27 protein-coding genes and 3 tRNA genes are annotated in these 17023 nt (G+C 50.7%); 28 read left to right on the top strand and 2 right to left on the bottom strand.

The features are described 5' to 3' along the window. Nucleotides 1-261: 261 nt before the first annotated feature. A tRNA-Thr gene (locus PsAD37_RS22075) sits at nt 262-337 on the bottom strand. Between the two features lie 1120 nt (nt 338-1457). Here PsAD37_RS22075 and PsAD37_RS22070 point away from each other — a divergent pair. The 4 genes from PsAD37_RS22070 to PsAD37_RS22055 all read left to right on the top strand — a co-directional run bounded on the left by PsAD37_RS22070 (nt 1458) and on the right by PsAD37_RS22055 (nt 4540). Beyond that, on the top strand, nt 1458-2126 hold the full coding sequence (locus PsAD37_RS22070) for a response regulator transcription factor (protein ID WP_084408050.1): 669 nt from the start codon (nt 1458-1460) through the stop codon (nt 2124-2126). Continuing rightward, nucleotides 2123-3157: a HAMP domain-containing sensor histidine kinase gene (locus PsAD37_RS22065; protein ID WP_063297939.1), complete on the top strand. Its 1035-nt coding sequence runs from the start codon at nt 2123-2125 to the stop codon at nt 3155-3157. Before PsAD37_RS22070 ends, PsAD37_RS22065 begins: the two co-directional genes overlap by 4 nt. Nucleotides 3158-3379: 222 nt before the next feature. Next, complete coding sequence (locus PsAD37_RS22060) at nt 3380-3865, top strand: plastocyanin/azurin family copper-binding protein (RefSeq protein WP_063297938.1); 486 nt, start codon at nt 3380-3382, stop codon at nt 3863-3865. Between the two features lie 165 nt (nt 3866-4030). Beyond that, nucleotides 4031-4540, top strand: a complete 510-nt coding sequence (locus PsAD37_RS22055) for a hypothetical protein (protein WP_153039844.1) — start codon at nt 4031-4033, stop codon at nt 4538-4540. A gap of 177 nt (nt 4541-4717) precedes the next feature. Here PsAD37_RS22055 and PsAD37_RS22050 read toward each other — a convergent pair whose 3' ends face one another. Beyond that, nucleotides 4718-5596: an RNA methyltransferase gene (locus PsAD37_RS22050; RefSeq protein WP_063297936.1), complete on the bottom strand. Its 879-nt coding sequence runs from the start codon at nt 5594-5596 to the stop codon at nt 4718-4720. A 422-nt stretch (nt 5597-6018) separates the two neighbouring features. On the opposite strand from PsAD37_RS22050, the gene PsAD37_RS22045 reads away from it, so the two are divergent. From PsAD37_RS22045 to rplO, 24 genes are all read left to right on the top strand, one after another. After that, a tRNA-Tyr gene (locus tag PsAD37_RS22045) sits at nt 6019-6103 on the top strand. A 19-nt stretch (nt 6104-6122) separates the two neighbouring features. After that, a tRNA-Gly gene (locus PsAD37_RS22040) sits at nt 6123-6196 on the top strand. 106 nt (nt 6197-6302) lie between these two features. Beyond that, nucleotides 6303-7478: an elongation factor Tu gene (tuf, locus tag PsAD37_RS22035; RefSeq protein ID WP_063297935.1), complete on the top strand. Its 1176-nt coding sequence runs from the start codon at nt 6303-6305 to the stop codon at nt 7476-7478. 69 nt (nt 7479-7547) lie between these two features. After that, on the top strand, nt 7548-7856 hold the full coding sequence (gene rpsJ, locus PsAD37_RS22030; RefSeq protein WP_008547405.1) for a 30S ribosomal protein S10: 309 nt from the start codon (nt 7548-7550) through the stop codon (nt 7854-7856). A gap of 21 nt (nt 7857-7877) precedes the next feature. Continuing rightward, the gene (gene rplC / locus PsAD37_RS22025) at nt 7878-8594 is read left to right on the top strand and encodes a 50S ribosomal protein L3 (protein ID WP_057463439.1); all 717 of its coding nucleotides are present in this window, start codon (nt 7878-7880) and stop codon (nt 8592-8594) included. Further along, complete coding sequence (rplD, locus tag PsAD37_RS22020; protein ID WP_057463438.1) at nt 8594-9211, top strand: 50S ribosomal protein L4; 618 nt, start codon at nt 8594-8596, stop codon at nt 9209-9211. The genes rplC and rplD overlap by 1 nt, the downstream gene beginning before the upstream one ends. Next, the gene (locus PsAD37_RS22015; protein WP_057463437.1) at nt 9211-9504 is read left to right on the top strand and encodes a 50S ribosomal protein L23; all 294 of its coding nucleotides are present in this window, start codon (nt 9211-9213) and stop codon (nt 9502-9504) included. The genes rplD and PsAD37_RS22015 overlap by 1 nt, the downstream gene beginning before the upstream one ends. Before the next feature lie 13 nt (nt 9505-9517). Next, a complete protein-coding gene (gene rplB / locus PsAD37_RS22010; RefSeq protein ID WP_057463436.1) occupies nt 9518-10351 on the top strand; it encodes a 50S ribosomal protein L2 in 834 nt (277 codons plus the stop codon). Between the two features lie 12 nt (nt 10352-10363). Then, nucleotides 10364-10642 (top strand): 30S ribosomal protein S19, encoded by a 279-nt coding sequence (gene rpsS, locus PsAD37_RS22005; RefSeq protein ID WP_057463435.1) that lies wholly within the window; start codon nt 10364-10366, stop codon nt 10640-10642. Nucleotides 10643-10644: 2 nt separating this feature from the next. Continuing rightward, nucleotides 10645-11025 carry a 50S ribosomal protein L22 gene (rplV, locus tag PsAD37_RS22000; RefSeq protein ID WP_057463434.1) on the top strand — a complete coding sequence of 127 codons (381 nt, stop codon included), beginning with the start codon at nt 10645-10647 and terminating at the stop codon, nt 11023-11025. Next, nucleotides 11025-11741 (top strand): 30S ribosomal protein S3, encoded by a 717-nt coding sequence (gene rpsC, locus PsAD37_RS21995; protein WP_057463433.1) that lies wholly within the window; start codon nt 11025-11027, stop codon nt 11739-11741. Before rplV ends, rpsC begins: the two co-directional genes overlap by 1 nt. A gap of 43 nt (nt 11742-11784) precedes the next feature. Continuing rightward, nucleotides 11785-12198 (top strand): 50S ribosomal protein L16, encoded by a 414-nt coding sequence (rplP, locus tag PsAD37_RS21990; RefSeq protein ID WP_057463432.1) that lies wholly within the window; start codon nt 11785-11787, stop codon nt 12196-12198. 23 nt (nt 12199-12221) lie between these two features. Beyond that, complete coding sequence (gene rpmC / locus PsAD37_RS21985; RefSeq protein WP_063289479.1) at nt 12222-12422, top strand: 50S ribosomal protein L29; 201 nt, start codon at nt 12222-12224, stop codon at nt 12420-12422. Nucleotides 12423-12432: 10 nt separating this feature from the next. Continuing rightward, a complete protein-coding gene (gene rpsQ / locus PsAD37_RS21980; protein WP_057463454.1) occupies nt 12433-12675 on the top strand; it encodes a 30S ribosomal protein S17 in 243 nt (80 codons plus the stop codon). A gap of 58 nt (nt 12676-12733) precedes the next feature. Continuing rightward, a complete protein-coding gene (gene rplN / locus PsAD37_RS21975) occupies nt 12734-13102 on the top strand; it encodes a 50S ribosomal protein L14 (RefSeq protein WP_057463430.1) in 369 nt (122 codons plus the stop codon). Continuing rightward, nucleotides 13102-13419, top strand: a complete 318-nt coding sequence (gene rplX, locus PsAD37_RS21970) for a 50S ribosomal protein L24 (RefSeq protein ID WP_057463429.1) — start codon at nt 13102-13104, stop codon at nt 13417-13419. The genes rplN and rplX overlap by 1 nt, the downstream gene beginning before the upstream one ends. Beyond that, nucleotides 13412-13969 carry a 50S ribosomal protein L5 gene (rplE, locus tag PsAD37_RS21965; RefSeq protein WP_057463428.1) on the top strand — a complete coding sequence of 186 codons (558 nt, stop codon included), beginning with the start codon at nt 13412-13414 and terminating at the stop codon, nt 13967-13969. Before rplX ends, rplE begins: the two co-directional genes overlap by 8 nt. A gap of 33 nt (nt 13970-14002) precedes the next feature. Beyond that, nucleotides 14003-14308, top strand: a complete 306-nt coding sequence (gene rpsN / locus PsAD37_RS21960; protein WP_057463427.1) for a 30S ribosomal protein S14 — start codon at nt 14003-14005, stop codon at nt 14306-14308. 12 nt (nt 14309-14320) lie between these two features. Next, nucleotides 14321-14719, top strand: coding sequence for a 30S ribosomal protein S8 (rpsH, locus tag PsAD37_RS21955; RefSeq protein WP_057463426.1), 399 nt, complete (start codon nt 14321-14323; stop codon nt 14717-14719). 44 nt (nt 14720-14763) lie between these two features. Beyond that, complete coding sequence (rplF, locus tag PsAD37_RS21950) at nt 14764-15297, top strand: 50S ribosomal protein L6 (protein ID WP_063297934.1); 534 nt, start codon at nt 14764-14766, stop codon at nt 15295-15297. Between the two features lie 11 nt (nt 15298-15308). Further along, complete coding sequence (rplR, locus tag PsAD37_RS21945; protein ID WP_057463424.1) at nt 15309-15662, top strand: 50S ribosomal protein L18; 354 nt, start codon at nt 15309-15311, stop codon at nt 15660-15662. Nucleotides 15663-15703: 41 nt separating this feature from the next. Then, nucleotides 15704-16267 (top strand): 30S ribosomal protein S5, encoded by a 564-nt coding sequence (gene rpsE, locus PsAD37_RS21940; protein WP_063292674.1) that lies wholly within the window; start codon nt 15704-15706, stop codon nt 16265-16267. A gap of 37 nt (nt 16268-16304) precedes the next feature. Then, nucleotides 16305-16499, top strand: coding sequence for a 50S ribosomal protein L30 (gene rpmD / locus PsAD37_RS21935; protein ID WP_057463423.1), 195 nt, complete (start codon nt 16305-16307; stop codon nt 16497-16499). 19 nt (nt 16500-16518) lie between these two features. After that, entirely contained in the window at nt 16519-16986 is a 468-nt protein-coding gene (gene rplO / locus PsAD37_RS21930) for a 50S ribosomal protein L15 (RefSeq protein ID WP_063297933.1), read from the top strand. The last annotated feature ends 37 nt before the right edge of the window (nt 16987-17023 follow it).

The raw sequence follows: 17023 nt of genomic DNA, 5'->3' as shown, positions 1-17023 counted from the left end.
CACTAAACCGGGCGTTAGAAAGTCACGTTTTGTCGTCCTTCTAACGCTCATATTTTGTAGGGAAAGAAAAAAGGCCGCTGTGCACGTTATATCGCCCACCTATGCAAAATCTCACGCCGCGCCACAGAACGAAACCAAAGTGAACGGGTGGAGAACAGAAAAAGTCGCACGTGCGATTTGCGACGGTCGCAAAAGGTCGTACGTTCTTTATCCGTTCATTTAAGAACGGCGCTCAACTATTTGATTTTATTGGGAGGGAAGTGGTGCCGGCAGCAGGGATCGAACCCGCGACCCCCTGATTACAAGTCAGGTGCTCTACCATCTGAGCTATACCGGCGTCGTCTTCGTTGGAGGGGTATTTACGGGCGCTGGCGGGGTTTGTAAATCCCAAAAATGCAAAAATTTGGAAGAATTCACAGGGGAACGAATTTTTTGGGTGAATTCGGGGTTGATCTGGTTGTTTTAGGGCTTCTTTTCCACATGCGTAGGATGCAGCCTATTGATATTGATAGAAAATTTCTTGGTTTGCGCGTCTGCGTTGTTTTGTACGTTCGTTTGAACGGTATTGGGAATTTCTGCGTTCCTATGAGGTGGTGGCCGAAAAACACCGGCTGATTAAAGGAGTGGTGGCAGTGTCGGTTTGGGTGTGAGTTGAGCTGCTTTATTCCCCCTTGGCTGCAGCTGGGGGATGGAAGGGGAGTGGAGCCGATGAATTTCCGCTTCGGTGAATTTAGAAAGTGCGAAGCATACATGTTCACTGGATGTCAGCTCTGCTTTTTTGGGTGTCCTGGCAGCTGTTGCTTTTGGTGGTGTTTGCGGGCCTGCGATGAGGTTGTTCGTGTGAGTGGATGTTTTGGGCTGCAGGTCTTTTGAGCAGCGTTCTTTGTTCGGCAGTCGGGGCGTCTGCCAGAATGTGGAAGCTTTGGTGGTTGAGTGAGGAGACGCAGCGTGGCGCGAAAGGTGTCCTGTTGGGGAGCCGAAGGGTGTTCTAGTGAAACTCAGGGCGTCGCAGGTGCAAAACGATAGGTACCGACTATAACTGCTCTCTGGATTACCTGTGCTCATGATGGCCGGAATAGTCTTGCTGTTTGTTGTGGTGACAAGCTGAGTGTCGTGATGAGAACGACCAGTGATGTCCTCAAAGTGGATCCTGTCCTATGTTGAACTGGGCCACCAGGAAGCGTGTGCAATATAAAATACTGTCTGTTGTAAGCTGACCCGGTTGCTGCTGGTCTTGCAGGACAAGTGAGTTGTATCTGCATCATGAAAAGTGAAGCAATGGTGCCTACCTACACATTACAGTTCCTATTTAAGGGTTGAGAATACTGGGTTGGCTATTGTAGAGGGTTGAGCAAGGCTTCGCACAGGACGCAAGGTTTTGGGACTTAACTTTGGCTTAAGCTTGAGATGTACCATGTGCATATGTTTGTAAGTGTCCTGGTCAACAAGAGAGTTGAATGCGGATTTTAGTAGTGGAAGATGAAAGACGTATCGCTCAGCAAATTGAAAAGGCCTTGGTGGCTGCTGCGTTTTCAGTAGATCAGTGCGGATGTGTTGAAGATGCGCAAATGCTCATGAAGTCTGAGATGTTTGATGCGTTAATTGCTGATCGAATGTTGCCGGATGGAGATGCGATTGAGTTTGTTTCGTCAATTCGGAAGGAAGGTAATGATCTGTCAATCCTGATGCTGACCGCCCGTGATGCAATTGAAGATCGCATTGACGGGTTGGAGGCTGGAGCAGATGATTATCTGGTCAAGCCGTTTGCGATGTCTGAGCTTGTTGCAAGAATGCGAGCTTTGTTGCGCCGACCAGGATCCGTGTTTGGTAAAACTGAAACTGTCGGTAGTCTTTCCTACAACTTTAAATCTCGGACAGCTACGGTCAACGCGGTGGCCTTGCCCTTGCCAAGGCATGAACTGCTGGTTCTTGAGAGCTTGATTAGCAACCGTGGGCACGTTGTGACCAAAGACGATCTCTTGAACAAAGTCTATGGGCTGGAGATTCCAGAGTCGAACACTATACCGGTTCATGTTCACAATCTTCGGCGCAAGTTCAAACAACTGGATGCGGGGTTGGAGATTCATACCTATCGTGGGCTGGGCTACATGTTGGACAGCTTATGAGTAAGCTTCAGTCTCTTGAGAACAAGCTTGTCGTTCGAATCTCAGTCATTCTTATCGGCTCGTTTTCTGTGATCCTCGGATGGCTCTGGGTTCATTTGTTTATTTTGCATGAGCCACTACAAGCCAGCAGTCATCAGCAAGCCTTTATGGAGCTCTTTTCAAATGTTGGCTGGGTCGTTCCGGTTATGATGCTTGCAACAATTTTTGTGACTGCACATACGTTAAGGCGCAGTTTGAAACCTCTTCGGCATCTTTCACGTCTTACGGCTCAGATTAAACCGAAATCTCTTGACCAGCGGCTCCCTGTGAGAGATTTGCCTTCCGAAGTAGCCCCGATGGTGAAAGCGATAAACGCCATGCTTTCTGGCATAGAAGATGGTTTTACAACGCAGCGCCACTTCACCGAAAATGTTGCGCATGAGCTAAGGACGCCGTTGCAGGTGTTGGGTGCTGGTTTGGAGGACTTGCAACAAACGCCTCAAGTGATTGCTCTAAGGGGTGATCTTGATAGAATGACTCGTTCCGTGGATCAAATCCTGACAATTTCCCGATTGGAAACGCGATCTGAAGAGCAGGAAAAGGTTAGTGATCTAAATGCTGTAGCTGTCACTGTGCTTTCCTATATTGCACCTTTGGCGACGAAAAAGAATGTCAGGCTCTCCTTGGAAAAGGAAGCAGGTCCTCTTTGGGTGCAGGGTGATAAAGGGCTGATTGGAGATCTGCTGCGTAATCTCGTTGAAAACGCTCTTGCAGTGTGTCCGTCAAACGCTGGTATTTGCGTTCGAATTAGCCCCGCAGGAACACTTGATGTGATTGACGAGGGGCCAGGTATTCCATCTTGCTATAGAGACAAAATTTTTCAGCGCTTTTGGCGGTTGCCAGATAGCAAAGTGCAGGGAACTGGTCTGGGACTGGCAATTGTCGGAGATATAGCAATGCGCTGCCGGGCAGAAATATCCATCCATGATAATCCGGGTGGAGGGAGTGTTTTCCGTGTTGTTTTTGCTTCTGCCACGGCCTTAACCTCCTGAAGTGAAGGTCTTTTACTCTGTAATTTCGCTGCTTTAAGACCGGAAGACCGAGCGATAATCATAAAATTTCATCCAAGGCCGTCATGCCGGCTGCGATGCTCCTGAATGGAGGGTTTCAGCGGTCTCGTACGCCTGCGAAACCGGAGCGCTCCTAAAACTGCGTTAAAACAAGGGCTTTATCGGTTGCCGGGTCTCTTGAGCAAATTCAGGAGTTAGATAGCGGTGAAAACCGTTGCCCCATGCAAAATCAAAAAACATGAGACAATCTTCATGAATAAAAGAAGTACGCTTGTTTTAATGCCAGCGCTCGTTTCCTTTTTACTCTCAGTAACCGGTTCTAACGCAGGTGCAATCCATACAATCAGAATGGATCGGGATTTCTTCAGCCCTGCCTATCTGGAAGCACAAGTCGGCGATACCGTGCGGTTTGTGAATGTCAGAGGAACTCACAACACCGTCTCAATTTCCGGGATGATACCTGCAGGAGTATCGCCCTGGCGGAGCAGGCTTAAGGCGACTTATGACCTCACGCTGACGAAGGAAGGTGTTTATGGATATAAATGTCTTCCACATTTCGGCAAGGGCATGGTGGGGCTGATTGCTGTCGGCAAGCAATACAACAATTTACAGCAAGCAAAAAGCGCCAAGCTGCCAGCCAAAGCCGCGGCGGTCTTTCGAAAGCTATTTCGCAGAATCCCACAAAACTGAGCGCTTAAATCTGCCTTAAAGTAAGGTGGGTAGTCAGTGCTCAAGCAAGTGAGGTCTGTGTAAATACTGATCATTTTTTACTCTTCTTGCGAAGACAACGCTGGGTGAGGTGTCAACTCATCATTCAGTGGTTTCTGCCAATTTTAGCACTCCCCCGAGGTCCGTATGAAACGAGCATCTGCGCTTTGCATCCCTATTTTGAGCCTGACATTGCTTTTGACAGGCACTGTGTATTCTTCAAGCTATCTGGCGCATGCAGAAAAGGCTCCTGATTGGAGAGTAACAGGAACTCCAGAAGAGCAATTGGAAGCATTGGTGAAAATTACGCCGGGCACATCACACTGGATGCCAGAAATTGCCTACCGCTTCCAAACTATGTACTGGGCAGGCAAGCAAGATAAATGGGAGTTTGCAGAGTATCAAATCGAGGCCATGGAAAAAATGATGGATCGAGTTGCTACGGCACGCACCAAACGAGCCGCTTCCATCAATATATTTCGTGAGAACGTTTTTGGAGATTTGGACGAGGCGGTTAAAACTCAGAACTTTGAAGTTTTTGAAGAGGCTGTTGCGGTTATGAGCTCAGAGTGTATGGCGTGCCATACCCGAGAGGGTTTTTCCTACATCACAGTACCCGCTGTTCCTACAAAGCCAGATAGCATCGTTCTTGATTGAAACATGCTCTAGGTCTGAGTTGTTGAAGACCTTTTTGATGAAACATTGCAATGTCAGTCCCTGATGGAAATCAGAGGCTGACATTTTGCGTTTATCGCGAGTAGCAACTTTGGCTGTGTTTTACTTTGGTAGCTGAGCTTCCATCCGGAGACAGGTCCAGCGTCCGGAGGCTGTCGGTTAGGACAGCCCCATTTTCATGCGAGCGACGTAGAGGGATAGGATCGCGGCGTTGGAGACGTTTAGGGATTTGATCTCTCCCGGCATGTCCAAGCGGGCGAGGGCGTCGCAGTTTTTGCGGACGCCTTCACGTACACCTTTTCCTTCTGAGCCGAGGACCAGCAGGGTCTTATCCGTGAATGTTGTATTTTCGACGGAGTTCGGGCCTTCGCTGTCCAATGCGATTGCCTGATAGCCTTTGTCTCTCATTTCATCGACAAAACGAGACATGTTCGGGACGCGGACGTGTTTGATCATATCCAGCGCGCCACTTGCTGTTTTGGCAAGGACCGGGCCTTCTTCAGGTGCGTGACGGCGGGTGGTGACAACAGCGTCAGCACTCAAGGCGACAGCGGAACGTAGGATGGCGCCGACATTGTGCGGATCGGTGACCTGATCGAGTGCCAGAACGAGCTGACCGTCCTGGAGTTCTTCCGGTCCATATTCAGGAAGGGCATCCACCAGCAGCGCAGCGCCCTGATGGACGGCATCTTTGCCAACCAGCTTGTCGATGTTGCGGGGGCTGGCTTCTTCAACCGGAACGTCAATCTTCAGATTACGCTCTTCCAGCCGCCGTAATGCATTTTGCGTTATGAGGAGCTTGTGGCGAGTGCGTTCTGGATTTCTAAAGGCGGCTTCAATGGTGTGAAGTCCATATATATAGAAAGGGCCGTCTTCAGCAGCTGATTTCTTCAGCCAGGGCTTGCCCTTTGAAAATCCACCAGACGGTTTTCCATCGGGCCGGCTTTTCTCATGGGGGCGATCATTGCCTCGCTCTGGGCTTTGCTCAGGGCTCCAGCGGTTGCCGCCTGCGCTCTTTTGTTTTTTAAAGTTGCTCATAGCCTCTCGATACTCCGGTGATGTTTTCGCTTCAAGGGAATAAAGAGGGGAGACTAAACATTCCTTTTTTGCTGCTTATATAAAAAGAGCAGGTCTAGTGAATTTGAGAGGGTGTTCATGTGTGGAATCTTTTCACTTTGCCAAAAAAAGAATTTGCACCAAAATTGCCGGGTTTGGTGTGAAGAGCTGTGATTTAGCAAGGTCATACGTAGATTCCGTCGGTTAGTTCTCCGACAAAAAAGGGGGAAAACTAACTGCCTTGTTGATTTTGCACAGGCACATGCAAAAGAGGCGTTGACAGATGGCGTTCTCAGCGGCATAAACCGCGCCACAGGACGCGGCGCAACTGCTTAGCGGTTAAGCGGCGTGTTTGGCAAAACGAGTTTCAAAAAGTTCTCTTTTAGAGAATTTTAGTCGATCTCGGAGGAGTGCCCGAGTGGCTAAAGGGGGCGGACTGTAAATCCGCTGGCTATGCCTACGTTGGTTCGAATCCAACCTCCTCCACCATCGACTTGAAATTGGTAATGCGGGTGTAGCTCAATGGTAGAGCAGCAGCCTTCCAAGCTGAATACGAGGGTTCGATTCCCTTCACCCGCTCCAATCTCTTCTCGCTCTTTGCTGAAGGTATCCTAACAGAATCCTTGGGGTCTTTTATTGGCTTCAAGCCTTGATCGACGGAACTACGATTAAATAGAGAGCTACGCCCATGGCGAAGGAAAAATTTGAACGTAATAAGCCGCACGTCAACATCGGCACAATCGGCCACGTTGATCACGGCAAAACTACGCTGACTGCTGCGATTACTAAATCTTTTGGTGATTTTAAAGCATACGACGAAATTGACGGTGCTCCTGAAGAGCGCGCACGTGGTATCACTATCTCCACTGCGCACGTTGAGTATGAGACCGAAGCTCGTCACTACGCACACGTTGACTGCCCAGGCCACGCTGATTATGTGAAAAACATGATCACTGGTGCTGCACAGATGGACGGCGCGATCCTCGTTGTTAACGCTGCAGACGGCCCAATGCCTCAGACACGTGAGCACATCCTGCTCGCTCGTCAGGTTGGTGTGCCTGCTCTGGTTGTCTTCATGAACAAAGTTGACCAGGTTGACGACGAAGAACTGCTTGAACTCGTAGAAATGGAAGTTCGTGAACTTCTTTCTTCCTACGAATTCCCAGGCGATGATATTCCAATCATTGCTGGTTCTGCACTTGCTGCTCTTGAAGACCGCGATGACGCGATCGGCAAAGACAAAATTGTAGAGCTGATGGCTGCAGTTGACGAATACATCCCAACTCCTGACCGTCCACGCGATCTGCCATTCCTGATGCCGATTGAAGACGTGTTCTCTATCTCTGGCCGTGGTACTGTTGTAACCGGTCGCGTAGAGCGAGGCATCGTTCACGTTGGTGACGAAGTTGAGATCGTTGGCGTTAAAGATACATCTAAGACCACTGTTACTGGTGTTGAAATGTTCCGCAAGCTGCTCGATCAGGGTGAAGCTGGCGATAACATCGGTGCATTGATCCGTGGTGTTGGTCGTGAAGACGTTGAGCGTGGCCAGGTTCTTTGTAAACCAGGTTCCGTTACTCCTCACACTAAGTTTAAGGCTGAGGCATACATCCTCACCAAGGAAGAGGGTGGACGTCACACTCCATTCTTCACCAACTACCGTCCACAGTTCTACTTCCGTACAACTGATGTGACTGGTGTTGTTTCTCTGCCAGAAGGCACAGAAATGGTGATGCCTGGTGATAACGTTGCTGTTTCAGTTGAACTTATCGTACCAATCGCTATGGAAGATGGTCTGCGCTTCGCTATCCGTGAAGGCGGTCGTACCGTCGGCGCTGGTGTTGTAGCTGAAATCATCGAATAAGAATTGAGTTCGAACTGCGGTTTGATCTTGTGTTAAACCGCAGTTGCCTTGCTCAGTTAAGGATTAGTCATGAACGGTCAGAATATACGGATCCGCCTGAAGGCGTTTGATCACCGTGTTCTTGACGCTTCCACTAAGGAAATCGTGAACACGGCGAAACGGACCGGCGCACAAGTGCGTGGACCAGTTCCGTTGCCGACGCGGATTGAGAAGTACACAGTACTTCGCGGACCGCATGTTGATAAAAAGAGCCGTGATCAGTTCGAAATGCGCACTCATAAGCGTCTTTTGGACATCGTCGACCCAACACCACAGACAGTAGATGCTTTGATGAAGCTCGACCTGGCTGCTGGCGTTGATGTCGAGATCAAGCTCTAAGTGCGGCAAGGGGACACAGTAATGCGTTCTGGAGTGATCGCACAGAAGGTGGGTATGACCCGTATCTATAACGCGGCAGGCGAACACGTGCCCGTTACAGTACTGCGTCTAGACAACTGTCAAGTTGTTGCTCACCGGACGGCAGACAAGAACGGCTACACTGCGCTTCAGTTGGGCGTGGGTGCGGCAAAAGTTAAGAACACGAACCGCGCGATGCGTGGCCACTTTGCAGTTGCAAAAGTTGAGCCTAAGCGCAAACTCGCTGAGTTCCGTGTTTCTGAAGAGAACTTGATCGAAGTTGGTGCTGAGCTTACAGCTGACCACTTCCTTAACGGTCAGTTCGTGGATGTAACCGGCACCTCTATCGGTAAGGGCTTTGCTGGTGCGATGAAGCGTCACAACTTCGGTGGTGGTCGCGCTTCTCATGGTGTGTCTGTTTCACACCGTGCGCACGGTTCTACCGGTCAGTGTCAGGATCCAGGTAAGGTGTTTAAAGGCAAGAAAATGGCCGGACACCTCGGTGCTGAACGCGTAACCACTCAGAACCTGAAAGTTGTACGTACTGACGTAGAACGTGGTCTGATCATGGTTGAAGGTTCTGTACCTGGCTCTAAAGGCGGTTGGATCCTGGTTCGTGATGCAATTAAGAAGGCTCTGCCAGAGAACGTTCCTGTACCAGGTGCATTCCGTCAGAACTCTGCTATTGCAGCGGCTGAAGCCGGGAAGGAAGGTGAGTGATGGAACTCGAGGTTAAAACCCTCGGCGGTAACGCAGCGGGTTCGATCACAGTGTCTGACGAGATCTTTGGTCTCGAGCCACGTATCGACCTAATCCAGCGTGTTGTTCGCTGGCAGCTTGCAAAGCGCCAGGCTGGTACACATAAAACTTTGGGTCGTTCCGAAGTTAATGGTACCACCAAAAAATTCGTACGCCAGAAAGGTTCTGGCGGCGCACGTCACGGTAACCGTAAAGCACCTCAGTTCCGTGGTGGTGGTAGGGCATTTGGTCCAGTTGTGCGTGAGCACGCTCATGAGCTTCCTAAAAAAGTTCGTGTTCTGGGTCTGAAGCATGCTCTGTCTGCAAAAGCAGCTTCTGGCAACCTTGTTGTTGTTGAGGATGCGAAATCAGCAGAAGCCAAAACCAAGGCTCTGAAGGATCAGCTCGGTTCTCTCGGATTGAACAGTGCGTTGTTCGTGGACGGTTCTGAAGTAGATGCAAACTTCGGTTTGGCTACTCGTAACATTCCACTCGTAGATGTACTGCCGGTACAGGGTATCAACGTTTACGACATTCTTCGTCGTGATACGCTGGTCCTGACCAAAGCGGCAGTTGCAGCTTTGGAGGAGCGCTTCTAATGAGCAAGCTCGTTCACTACGACAAAATCGTATCTCCGGTGATCACCGAGAAAGCTACTTTTGCCTCTGAAGAGAATAAGGTTGTTTTTAAGGTTGCTCTCACTGCAACAAAACCGGAAATCAAAGCAGCTGTTGAAGCTCTGTTTGGCGTAAAAGTCAAAGCAGTCAACACACTGGTTCGCAAGGGTAAAACCAAGCGCTTCAAAGGTGTTGTCGGCAAACAGAACGACTTCAAAAAAGCTGTGGTCACTCTGGAAGATGGTCAGTCCATCGACGTGACGACCGGTCTGTAAGGGGTAGGACAAAATGGCACTTAAGACATTTAATCCGACATCTCCTGGCCGTCGTCAGCTGGTCCAGGTAGACCGTTCTGATCTTTGGAAAGGCAAGCCAGTCAAGAAATTGACTGAAGGTCTGTCCAAGTCCGGTGGTCGTAACAACCACGGTCGTAAGACTGCGAACAACATTGGTGGTGGTCACAAACGTACCTACCGCCTGATCGACTTCAAGCGTCGTAAATTCGACGTTGTCGGTACTGTTGAGCGTCTGGAATACGATCCAAACCGCACCGCTTTCATCGCTCTCATCACTTATGATGATGGCGAGCAGGCATACATCCTTGCACCACAGCGTCTTGCTGCTGGCGATAAGGTTGTAGCTGGTGAAGCTGTGGATATTAAGCCAGGCAACGCTATGCCTCTGGCTTCTATTCCAGTGGGTACCATCATCCACAACATCGAGATGAAGCCAGGCAAAGGCGCGCAGATTGCTCGCTCAGCTGGTGCTTACGCTCAGATCGTTGGTCGTGATGCTGGTTACACAGTCATCCGTCTGCTTTCCGGTGAACAGCGTCGCGTTCTTGGCACCTGTATGGCTACCGTTGGTGCGGTATCCAACCAGGACCACGCGAACATCAACCTTGGTAAGGCTGGTCGTTCCCGTTGGCTGGGTCGTCGCCCACACGTTCGTGGTGTTGCGATGAACCCTGTCGATCACCCACATGGTGGTGGTGAAGGTCGCACCTCCGGTGGACGTCATCCGGTTACCCCTTGGGGCAAGCCGACCAAAGGCAAGCGCACACGCAGTAACAAGTCCAGCGATAAGTTTATCGTTCGGTCTCGTCACGCGCGTAAGAAGTAAGAGGAACGGATCGTGGCACGTTCGATCTGGAAAGGGCCGTTTATTGACGGTTACCTCCTGAAGAAAGCGGATAAGGTTCGTGAATCCGGCCGGAATGAGGTCATTAAGACCTGGAGCCGACGTTCTACCGTTCTGCCGCACTTTGTGGGGTTGACTTTTGGCGTCTATAACGGTCAAAAGCACATTCCTGTTTTGATCAGTGAAGACATGGTTGGGCACAAGTTGGGCGAATTCGCTCCTTCTCGTACCTACTACGGCCATGGCGCTGACAAAAAGTCAAAGAGGAAGTAGCGATGGGCAAGCAGAAGCATGAGCGGATGCTCCCAGACAACGAGGCAAAGGCGGTTTGCCGCATGCTGCGGGTTTCCCCGCAGAAGTTGAACCTCGTTGCTGCATCCATTCGCGGTAAGAAGGTTGGTACAGCACTTGCTGATCTGACTTTCTCCCGTAAGCGCATTTCAGGCGACGTCAAGAAGACCTTGATGTCTGCTATTGCTAATGCGGAAAACAACCATGATCTCGACGTCGACAATCTTGTCGTCGCCGAGGCTTATGTTGGCAAAGCGCTTGTCATGAAGCGTTTCCAGCCGCGAGCTCGTGGTCGTGTTGGACGGATCCTAAAGCCGTTTTCCAACCTGACTATCGTGGTTCGGGAAGTTGAGGAGACTGCCTGATGGGTCAGAAGATTAATCCAATCGGTTTTCGTCTTGGCATCAACCGTACCTGGGACTCTCGCTGGTTTGCTAGCAAGAACGAATACGGCGATCTTCTTCATGAAGATTTTCGCATCCGCGAATATCTGCTTAAAGAACTTAAGCAGGCTGCTGTATCCAAGGTCGTCATTGAACGTCCGCACAAAAAGTGCCGTGTAACTATTCACTCTGGTCGTCCAGGTGTTGTTATCGGTAAAAAAGGTGCAGACATCGAACGCCTTCGCAAGAAGCTGTCCGAGATGACAAATTCGGAAGTGCACCTCAACATCGTTGAAGTGCGCAAGCCGGAGACCGATGCAGCGCTTGTTGCAGCATCTATCGCTCAGCAGCTCGAGCGTCGTGTTGCTTTCCGCCGTGCCATGAAGCGTGCAGTTCAGTCTGCAATGCGTCTTGGCGCCCAGGGCATCCGTATTAACTGCGGTGGTCGTCTTGGTGGTGCGGAAATCGCACGTATCGAATGGTACCGTGAAGGTCGCGTGCCTCTGCACACTCTTCGTGCAGACATCGACTACGGCACTGCTACAGCACACACCGCTTACGGTGCGTGTGGCGTTAAAGTCTGGATCTTCAAGGGCGAAATCCTTGAGCATGATCCAATGGCTTCTGAACGTCGTGCGACTGAAGGTGGTGGCAAGAGCGAACGCCAAGGTGGCGGTCGGCGTGAGCGCGCTGCGTAAGCAGCGCCTTCACACGGCTTAACTATTAAAGCGAGAGAAAACGATGCTGCAACCAAAGCGTACTAAGTTCCGCAAGCAGCACAAGGGCCGCATCCATGGCAATGCCAAGGGTGGTACGGACCTCAATTTTGGTGCCTTTGGCCTGAAAGCCATGGAACCAGAGCGGATCACCGCTCGTCAGATTGAGGCTGCCCGTCGTGCAATGACCCGTTACATGAAGCGTGCGGGTCGCGTGTGGATCAGAATCTTCCCGGACGTTCCTGTGTCCTCCAAGCCGGCTGAAGTTCGGATGGGTAAGGGTAAAGGTTCTCCTGAGTACTGGGCGTGCCGGGTGAAACCTGGTCGCATCATGTTCGAAATGGACGGTGTGTCTGAAGATATTGCTCGTGAAGCAATGCGTCTGGCCGCTGCTAAACTCCCAATCAAGTGCCGGTTCGTCCAGCGCATTGGTGAGTAATCGGACATCGAAAGGAAAAGGCCATGAAGGCTAGCGACGTAAGAGCTAAGACCTCAGATGAGCTCAAGGCAAACCTGGAAGAGCTGAAAAAAGAACAGTTCAACCTGCGTTTCCAGAGAGCAACTGGTCAGCTCGAAAACACCGCTCGTGTCCGTCAGGTTCGCCGGGACATTGCGCGGATCCAGACAGTCTTGCGCGACAAGCGCGTGTCTGACAACGCATAAGGAGCTAATGATGCCAAAGCGTATTTTGCAGGGTGTCGTTGTTAGCGATGCGAACGAAAAGACAGTAACGGTGAAGGTAGAGCGTCGCTTTACCCACCCTTTGCTGAAAAAAGTTGTGCGCCGTACGAAGAAGTATCGTGCACATGACGAAAATAATTCTTACAAGGTTGGCGACACCGTTCAAATTGAAGAGTGTGCTCCAATCTCTAAGAATAAGAAATGGACCGTTGTTTCTACGGAAGCAGCGAGCTAGTGAACGCATCCAGCATTTCTAACTTTTAGAGTGCTGAGAAAGAACAAGGCGACGAGTCATGATTCAGATGCAAACTAACCTCGACGTAGCCGATAATTCCGGCGCACGTCGTGTCATGTGCATCAAAGTGCTCGGCGGCTCCAAACGGAAGTATGCTGGCGTTGGCGACATCATTGTTGTCTCCGTCAAAGAAGCAATTCCTCGGGGTCGTGTAAAGAAGGGCGACGTGATGAAAGCGGTCGTCGTACGCACGGCTAAAGACATCCGTCGTGCTGACGGCAGTGTGATCCGGTTCGACAGCAATGCTGCCGTCCTGATCAACAACAACAAAGAACCGATCGGAACACGTATTTTTGGCCCAGTTCCTCGTGAACTGCGTGGCAAGAATCACATGAAGATCATTTCGCTTGCGCCGGAGGTGCTCTGATGCCCGCGAAGATCAAAAAGGGCGACAAAGTCGTCGTAATTGCCGGTCGTGACAAAGGAAAGACTGGGGAAGTTCTCCAGATGATTCCATCTGACAACCGCGCTGTCGTGCGTGGCGTTAACTTGGTGAAACGTCACCAGCGCCAGACCCAACAGAGCGAAGGTGGTATCATCACAAAGGAAGCTCCAATTCAGCTTTCCAATATTGCCATTGCTGATCCTAAGGATGGCAAGCCGACCCGCGTCGGTTTCACGACTAATGATGCAGGCGCCACTGTTCGTGTCGCTAAGCGTTCAGGAGACGTGATTGATGGCTGACGCTACTTACACTCCACGGCTCAAGGCGCACTACAATGATGTGGTGCGTGGTGAGCTTCAGGAGAAGTTTAACTACACCAACCCAATGATGATCCCTTCGGTCGAAAAGATCGTTTTGAACATGGGTGTTGGTGAAGCTGTTGGTGACAGCAAGAAGGCTCGTATCGCTGCTGAAGATCTTAGCTTGATTGCTGGTCAAAAGGCGGTTATTACCCGTGCTAGAAAATCTATCGCGACCTTCAAGGTTCGTGAAGATATGCCGCTGGGTACTAAAGTTACACTTCGTCGTAACCAGATGTTCGAATTCATGGATCGTTTGATCACAATCGCGCTTCCGCGTGTACGTGACTTTCGTGGCTTGAATCCGAAAAGCTTCGACGGACGTGGCAACTACGCTATGGGACTTAAAGAACACATTGTTTTCCCTGAAATTGACTACGATAAAGTAGATCAAATGTGGGGTATGGACATTGTTGTTTGTACCAATGCTAAAACCGATGACGAAGCGCGTGAACTGCTGCGCGCGTTCAACTTCCCGTTCCGCAAATAAAAGCGGTATACGGGAAAGGAACGAGGACAGACGATGGCGAAGAAAAGCGCGGTCGAGAAAAACAAGCGGCGCGTAGCTCTTGTTAGTAAATATGCTGACAAGCGTGCTGCCCTGAAGGCCATGGCCAAGGACGAGAGCTTGTCCCTGGAGGAGCGTTTCAATGCACGGCTGAAGCTTTCAAAGCTGCCGCGCAATTCCGCGCCTACACGGGTACGCAACCGGTGTGAAGTCACAGGTCGCCCACGCGGTTACTACCGCAAACTTAAGATGTCGCGTATTGCGCTTCGTGAGTTGGGTTCCCTGGGCAAGATCCCGGGTCTCGTGAAGTCGAGCTGGTAAGGAGTTACTGCTATGTCGATTTCCGATCCAGTCGGGGATATGATCACGCGCATCCGTAATGCGCAGATGCGTCGCAAATCTAAAGTAAGCACACCTGCTTCTAAGTTGCGCGCGCACATCTTGGACGTTCTGATTTCTGAAGGTTACATCCGCGGTTATACCGCTGTTGACTTCGGTGCAGGCAAGTCTGAGCTTGAAATTGAGTTGAAGTATTTCGACGGTGAACCAGTGATTCGCACCATTGAGCGCGTATCTAAGCCTGGTCGTCGTGTGTATTCTTCAGTCAAGAACATCCCACACGTTGCAAACGGCTTGGGTGTATCTATTCTGTCTACTCCTCAGGGCGTAATGGCAGACCACGATGCACGTGAGAAAAATGTGGGTGGTGAAGTACTTTGTCGCGTCTTCTGACGCGGCATTGCACGATTAACTAAAATAACAGACAGGTTGATCTTATGTCTCGAATTGGCAAGAAGCCAGTCCCCGTGCCAAGCGGGGTAACGGCAACGATCAACGGCCAGAATGTTATCGTTAAAGGCCCGAAGGGGGAACTCTCCTTCGTGGTCAACGATCTCGTTTCGGTCGATATGGCGGATGATGGTATCCGTCTTGATCCGCGCAACCAGTCAAAGACTGCGCGTTCTTTGTGGGGTATGTCCCGCACCATGGTCGCTAACCTTATCACAGGTGTGACCTCCGGCTTCGAAAAGCAGCTGGCGATTACCGGTGTTGGTTACCGTGCACAGGTTCAAGGTAAGACCCTTAATCTTGCTCTTGGTTTCTCTCATGATGTCAAGTTCGACATTCCTGAGGGTGTAGAAATCAAATGTCCGAAGCCGACAGAAATTGTCATCAACGGCATTGACAAGCAGCAGATAGGGCAGGTTGCCGCGAACATTCGTGAATATCGCCCACCTGAGCCATACAAAGGCAAGGGTATTCGTTATGCGGACGAGTTCATCGTTCGTAAAGAAGGCAAGAAGAAGTAACGGTACGGACCATGGCGAATGGAAATTCTTTCGAACGTCGTCGCGCCCGTGTGCGCCGTTCGATCAAAAAGGTAGCGAATGGTCGTCCTCGGCTGTCCGTTTTCCGCTCATCCAAGCAGATTTACGCTCAGATCATCGACGATACCAAGGGTGTAACCCTTGCGTCCGCGTCTACCATTGAGAAAGACGTAAAAGTAGAAAACGGCGGCAATAAAGATGCTGCTGCTGCTGTAGGCAAGCTTATTGCTGAACGCGCTATTGCTGCTGGTATCAAAGAAGTCGTGTTTGATCGTGGTGGTTATATCTATCATGGCCGTGTTCAGGCCTTGGCAGATGCAGCACGTGATAGCGGTCTGAGCTTCTGATCAGCGCCTTTTGGTGCTCCTAGAGAACGGGAAACATTATTATGGCGAGACAGGATAACCGGGATCGTGACGAGCGCGACAGCGAATTTGTCGATAAGCTCGTTCACATCAACCGCGTCGCTAAAGTTGTAAAGGGTGGTCGTCGTTTCGGCTTCGCCGCTCTTGTAGTAGTTGGTGATCAGAAAGGCCGCGTTGGCTTTGGTCACGGTAAGGCTCGTGAAGTGCCAGAGGCCATCCGCAAAGCAACGGAAGCTGCTAAGCGTACTATGGTTCGTGTGCCACTTCGTGAAGGTCGTACTCTTCACCACGATGTTGAAGGCCGTCACGGCGCAGGTAAAGTTGTACTTCGTGCAGCACCTGCCGGTACCGGTATCATCGCTGGTGGTCCAATGCGTGCTGTGTTTGAGACACTTGGTGTCCAGGACGTTGTTGCGAAGTCCCTTGGTACTTCCAACCCGTACAACATGGTTCGTGCGACTTTCGATGCACTGAAAAAAGAAGACAGCCCGCGTTCTGTTGCAGCACGTCGTGGTCTCAAGGTATCTTCCTTGCAGGCTCGTCGTCGTGACAACGATGATGCGGCGCCAGTAAAGGCTGAGGCATAAGCCTCGCTTTTGCTGACTGAGAACAAGGGTTAGTGTCATGGCTAATACTGAAAAGACTGTAACAGTCGAACAGATCGGTAGCCCGCTTCGCCGTCCTGCTAGTCAGCGTGCTACGTTGATTGGTCTGGGCTTGAACAAGATGCACCGTCGTCGTACTCTGAAGGATACTCCAGAAGTACGCGGCATGATCCGTAAGGTTCAGCATCTGGTTCGCGTTTTAGACGAAGCATAAGCGGACCGGGAGAACTATCATGAAGCTCAACGAACTCCGGGATAACCCGGGTGCTGTTTCGGACCGAACCCGCGTAGGACGCGGTATCGGTTCCGGTAAGGGCAAGACTGGCGGCCGTGGTGTCAAAGGTCAGAAGTCCCGTTCGGGTGTTGCTATCAAGGGCTTTGAAGGCGGGCAGATGCCATTGCATCGTCGTCTTCCAAAGCGCGGCTTCACCAATATCTTTGCTAAGGACCTGAACATTGTGTCCTTGGGTCGTGTTCAGACAGCAATCGACGCTGGTAAGCTTGACGCTTCCGCGACGGTGACTGTTGAAGCACTTGTTGCAGCAGGCGTTGTTCGCCGCGTTCTGGATGGCGTACGCCTTCTGTCCGACGGTGAACTGAAAACTGCTGTAATTTTCGAAATTGCTGGTGCTTCCAAAACTGCTGTTACAGCAGTTGAAAAAGCAGGTGGCAAGGTCGTAATCAAGGAAGGCAAGGCTTAACAGCCTTGTCTTTTTTCGGGGTGTATCCAAACTGACC

The organism is Pseudovibrio sp. Ad37 (assembly GCF_001623075.1).
GTDB lineage: Bacteria > Pseudomonadota > Alphaproteobacteria > Rhizobiales > Stappiaceae > Pseudovibrio.
This window is presented reverse-complemented; position numbering and strand designations above follow the sequence as displayed.

What these genes read in the sequence shown, in the direction of transcription:
- PsAD37_RS22070 (WP_084408050.1), top strand. Translation starts at nt 1,458, where the DNA reads ATGCGGATTTTAGTAGTGGAAGATGAAAGACGTATCGCTCAGCAAATT.
- PsAD37_RS22065 (WP_063297939.1), top strand. Translation starts at nt 2,123, where the DNA reads ATGAGTAAGCTTCAGTCTCTTGAGAACAAGCTTGTCGTTCGAATCTCA.
- PsAD37_RS22055 (WP_153039844.1), top strand. Translation starts at nt 4,031, where the DNA reads ATGAAACGAGCATCTGCGCTTTGCATCCCTATTTTGAGCCTGACATTG.
- PsAD37_RS22050 (WP_063297936.1), bottom strand. Translation starts at nt 5,596, where the DNA reads ATGAGCAACTTTAAAAAACAAAAGAGCGCAGGCGGCAACCGCTGGAGC.
- tuf (WP_063297935.1), top strand. Translation starts at nt 6,303, where the DNA reads ATGGCGAAGGAAAAATTTGAACGTAATAAGCCGCACGTCAACATCGGC.
- rpsJ (WP_008547405.1), top strand. Translation starts at nt 7,548, where the DNA reads ATGAACGGTCAGAATATACGGATCCGCCTGAAGGCGTTTGATCACCGT.
- rplC (WP_057463439.1), top strand. Translation starts at nt 7,878, where the DNA reads ATGCGTTCTGGAGTGATCGCACAGAAGGTGGGTATGACCCGTATCTAT.
- rplD (WP_057463438.1), top strand. Translation starts at nt 8,594, where the DNA reads ATGGAACTCGAGGTTAAAACCCTCGGCGGTAACGCAGCGGGTTCGATC.
- PsAD37_RS22015 (WP_057463437.1), top strand. Translation starts at nt 9,211, where the DNA reads ATGAGCAAGCTCGTTCACTACGACAAAATCGTATCTCCGGTGATCACC.
- rplB (WP_057463436.1), top strand. Translation starts at nt 9,518, where the DNA reads ATGGCACTTAAGACATTTAATCCGACATCTCCTGGCCGTCGTCAGCTG.
- rplV (WP_057463434.1), top strand. Translation starts at nt 10,645, where the DNA reads ATGGGCAAGCAGAAGCATGAGCGGATGCTCCCAGACAACGAGGCAAAG.
- rpsC (WP_057463433.1), top strand. Translation starts at nt 11,025, where the DNA reads ATGGGTCAGAAGATTAATCCAATCGGTTTTCGTCTTGGCATCAACCGT.
- rplP (WP_057463432.1), top strand. Translation starts at nt 11,785, where the DNA reads ATGCTGCAACCAAAGCGTACTAAGTTCCGCAAGCAGCACAAGGGCCGC.
- rpmC (WP_063289479.1), top strand. Translation starts at nt 12,222, where the DNA reads ATGAAGGCTAGCGACGTAAGAGCTAAGACCTCAGATGAGCTCAAGGCA.
- rpsQ (WP_057463454.1), top strand. Translation starts at nt 12,433, where the DNA reads ATGCCAAAGCGTATTTTGCAGGGTGTCGTTGTTAGCGATGCGAACGAA.
- rplN (WP_057463430.1), top strand. Translation starts at nt 12,734, where the DNA reads ATGATTCAGATGCAAACTAACCTCGACGTAGCCGATAATTCCGGCGCA.
- rplX (WP_057463429.1), top strand. Translation starts at nt 13,102, where the DNA reads ATGCCCGCGAAGATCAAAAAGGGCGACAAAGTCGTCGTAATTGCCGGT.
- rplE (WP_057463428.1), top strand. Translation starts at nt 13,412, where the DNA reads ATGGCTGACGCTACTTACACTCCACGGCTCAAGGCGCACTACAATGAT.
- rpsN (WP_057463427.1), top strand. Translation starts at nt 14,003, where the DNA reads ATGGCGAAGAAAAGCGCGGTCGAGAAAAACAAGCGGCGCGTAGCTCTT.
- rpsH (WP_057463426.1), top strand. Translation starts at nt 14,321, where the DNA reads ATGTCGATTTCCGATCCAGTCGGGGATATGATCACGCGCATCCGTAAT.
- rplF (WP_063297934.1), top strand. Translation starts at nt 14,764, where the DNA reads ATGTCTCGAATTGGCAAGAAGCCAGTCCCCGTGCCAAGCGGGGTAACG.
- rplR (WP_057463424.1), top strand. Translation starts at nt 15,309, where the DNA reads ATGGCGAATGGAAATTCTTTCGAACGTCGTCGCGCCCGTGTGCGCCGT.
- rpsE (WP_063292674.1), top strand. Translation starts at nt 15,704, where the DNA reads ATGGCGAGACAGGATAACCGGGATCGTGACGAGCGCGACAGCGAATTT.
- rpmD (WP_057463423.1), top strand. Translation starts at nt 16,305, where the DNA reads ATGGCTAATACTGAAAAGACTGTAACAGTCGAACAGATCGGTAGCCCG.
- rplO (WP_063297933.1), top strand. Translation starts at nt 16,519, where the DNA reads ATGAAGCTCAACGAACTCCGGGATAACCCGGGTGCTGTTTCGGACCGA.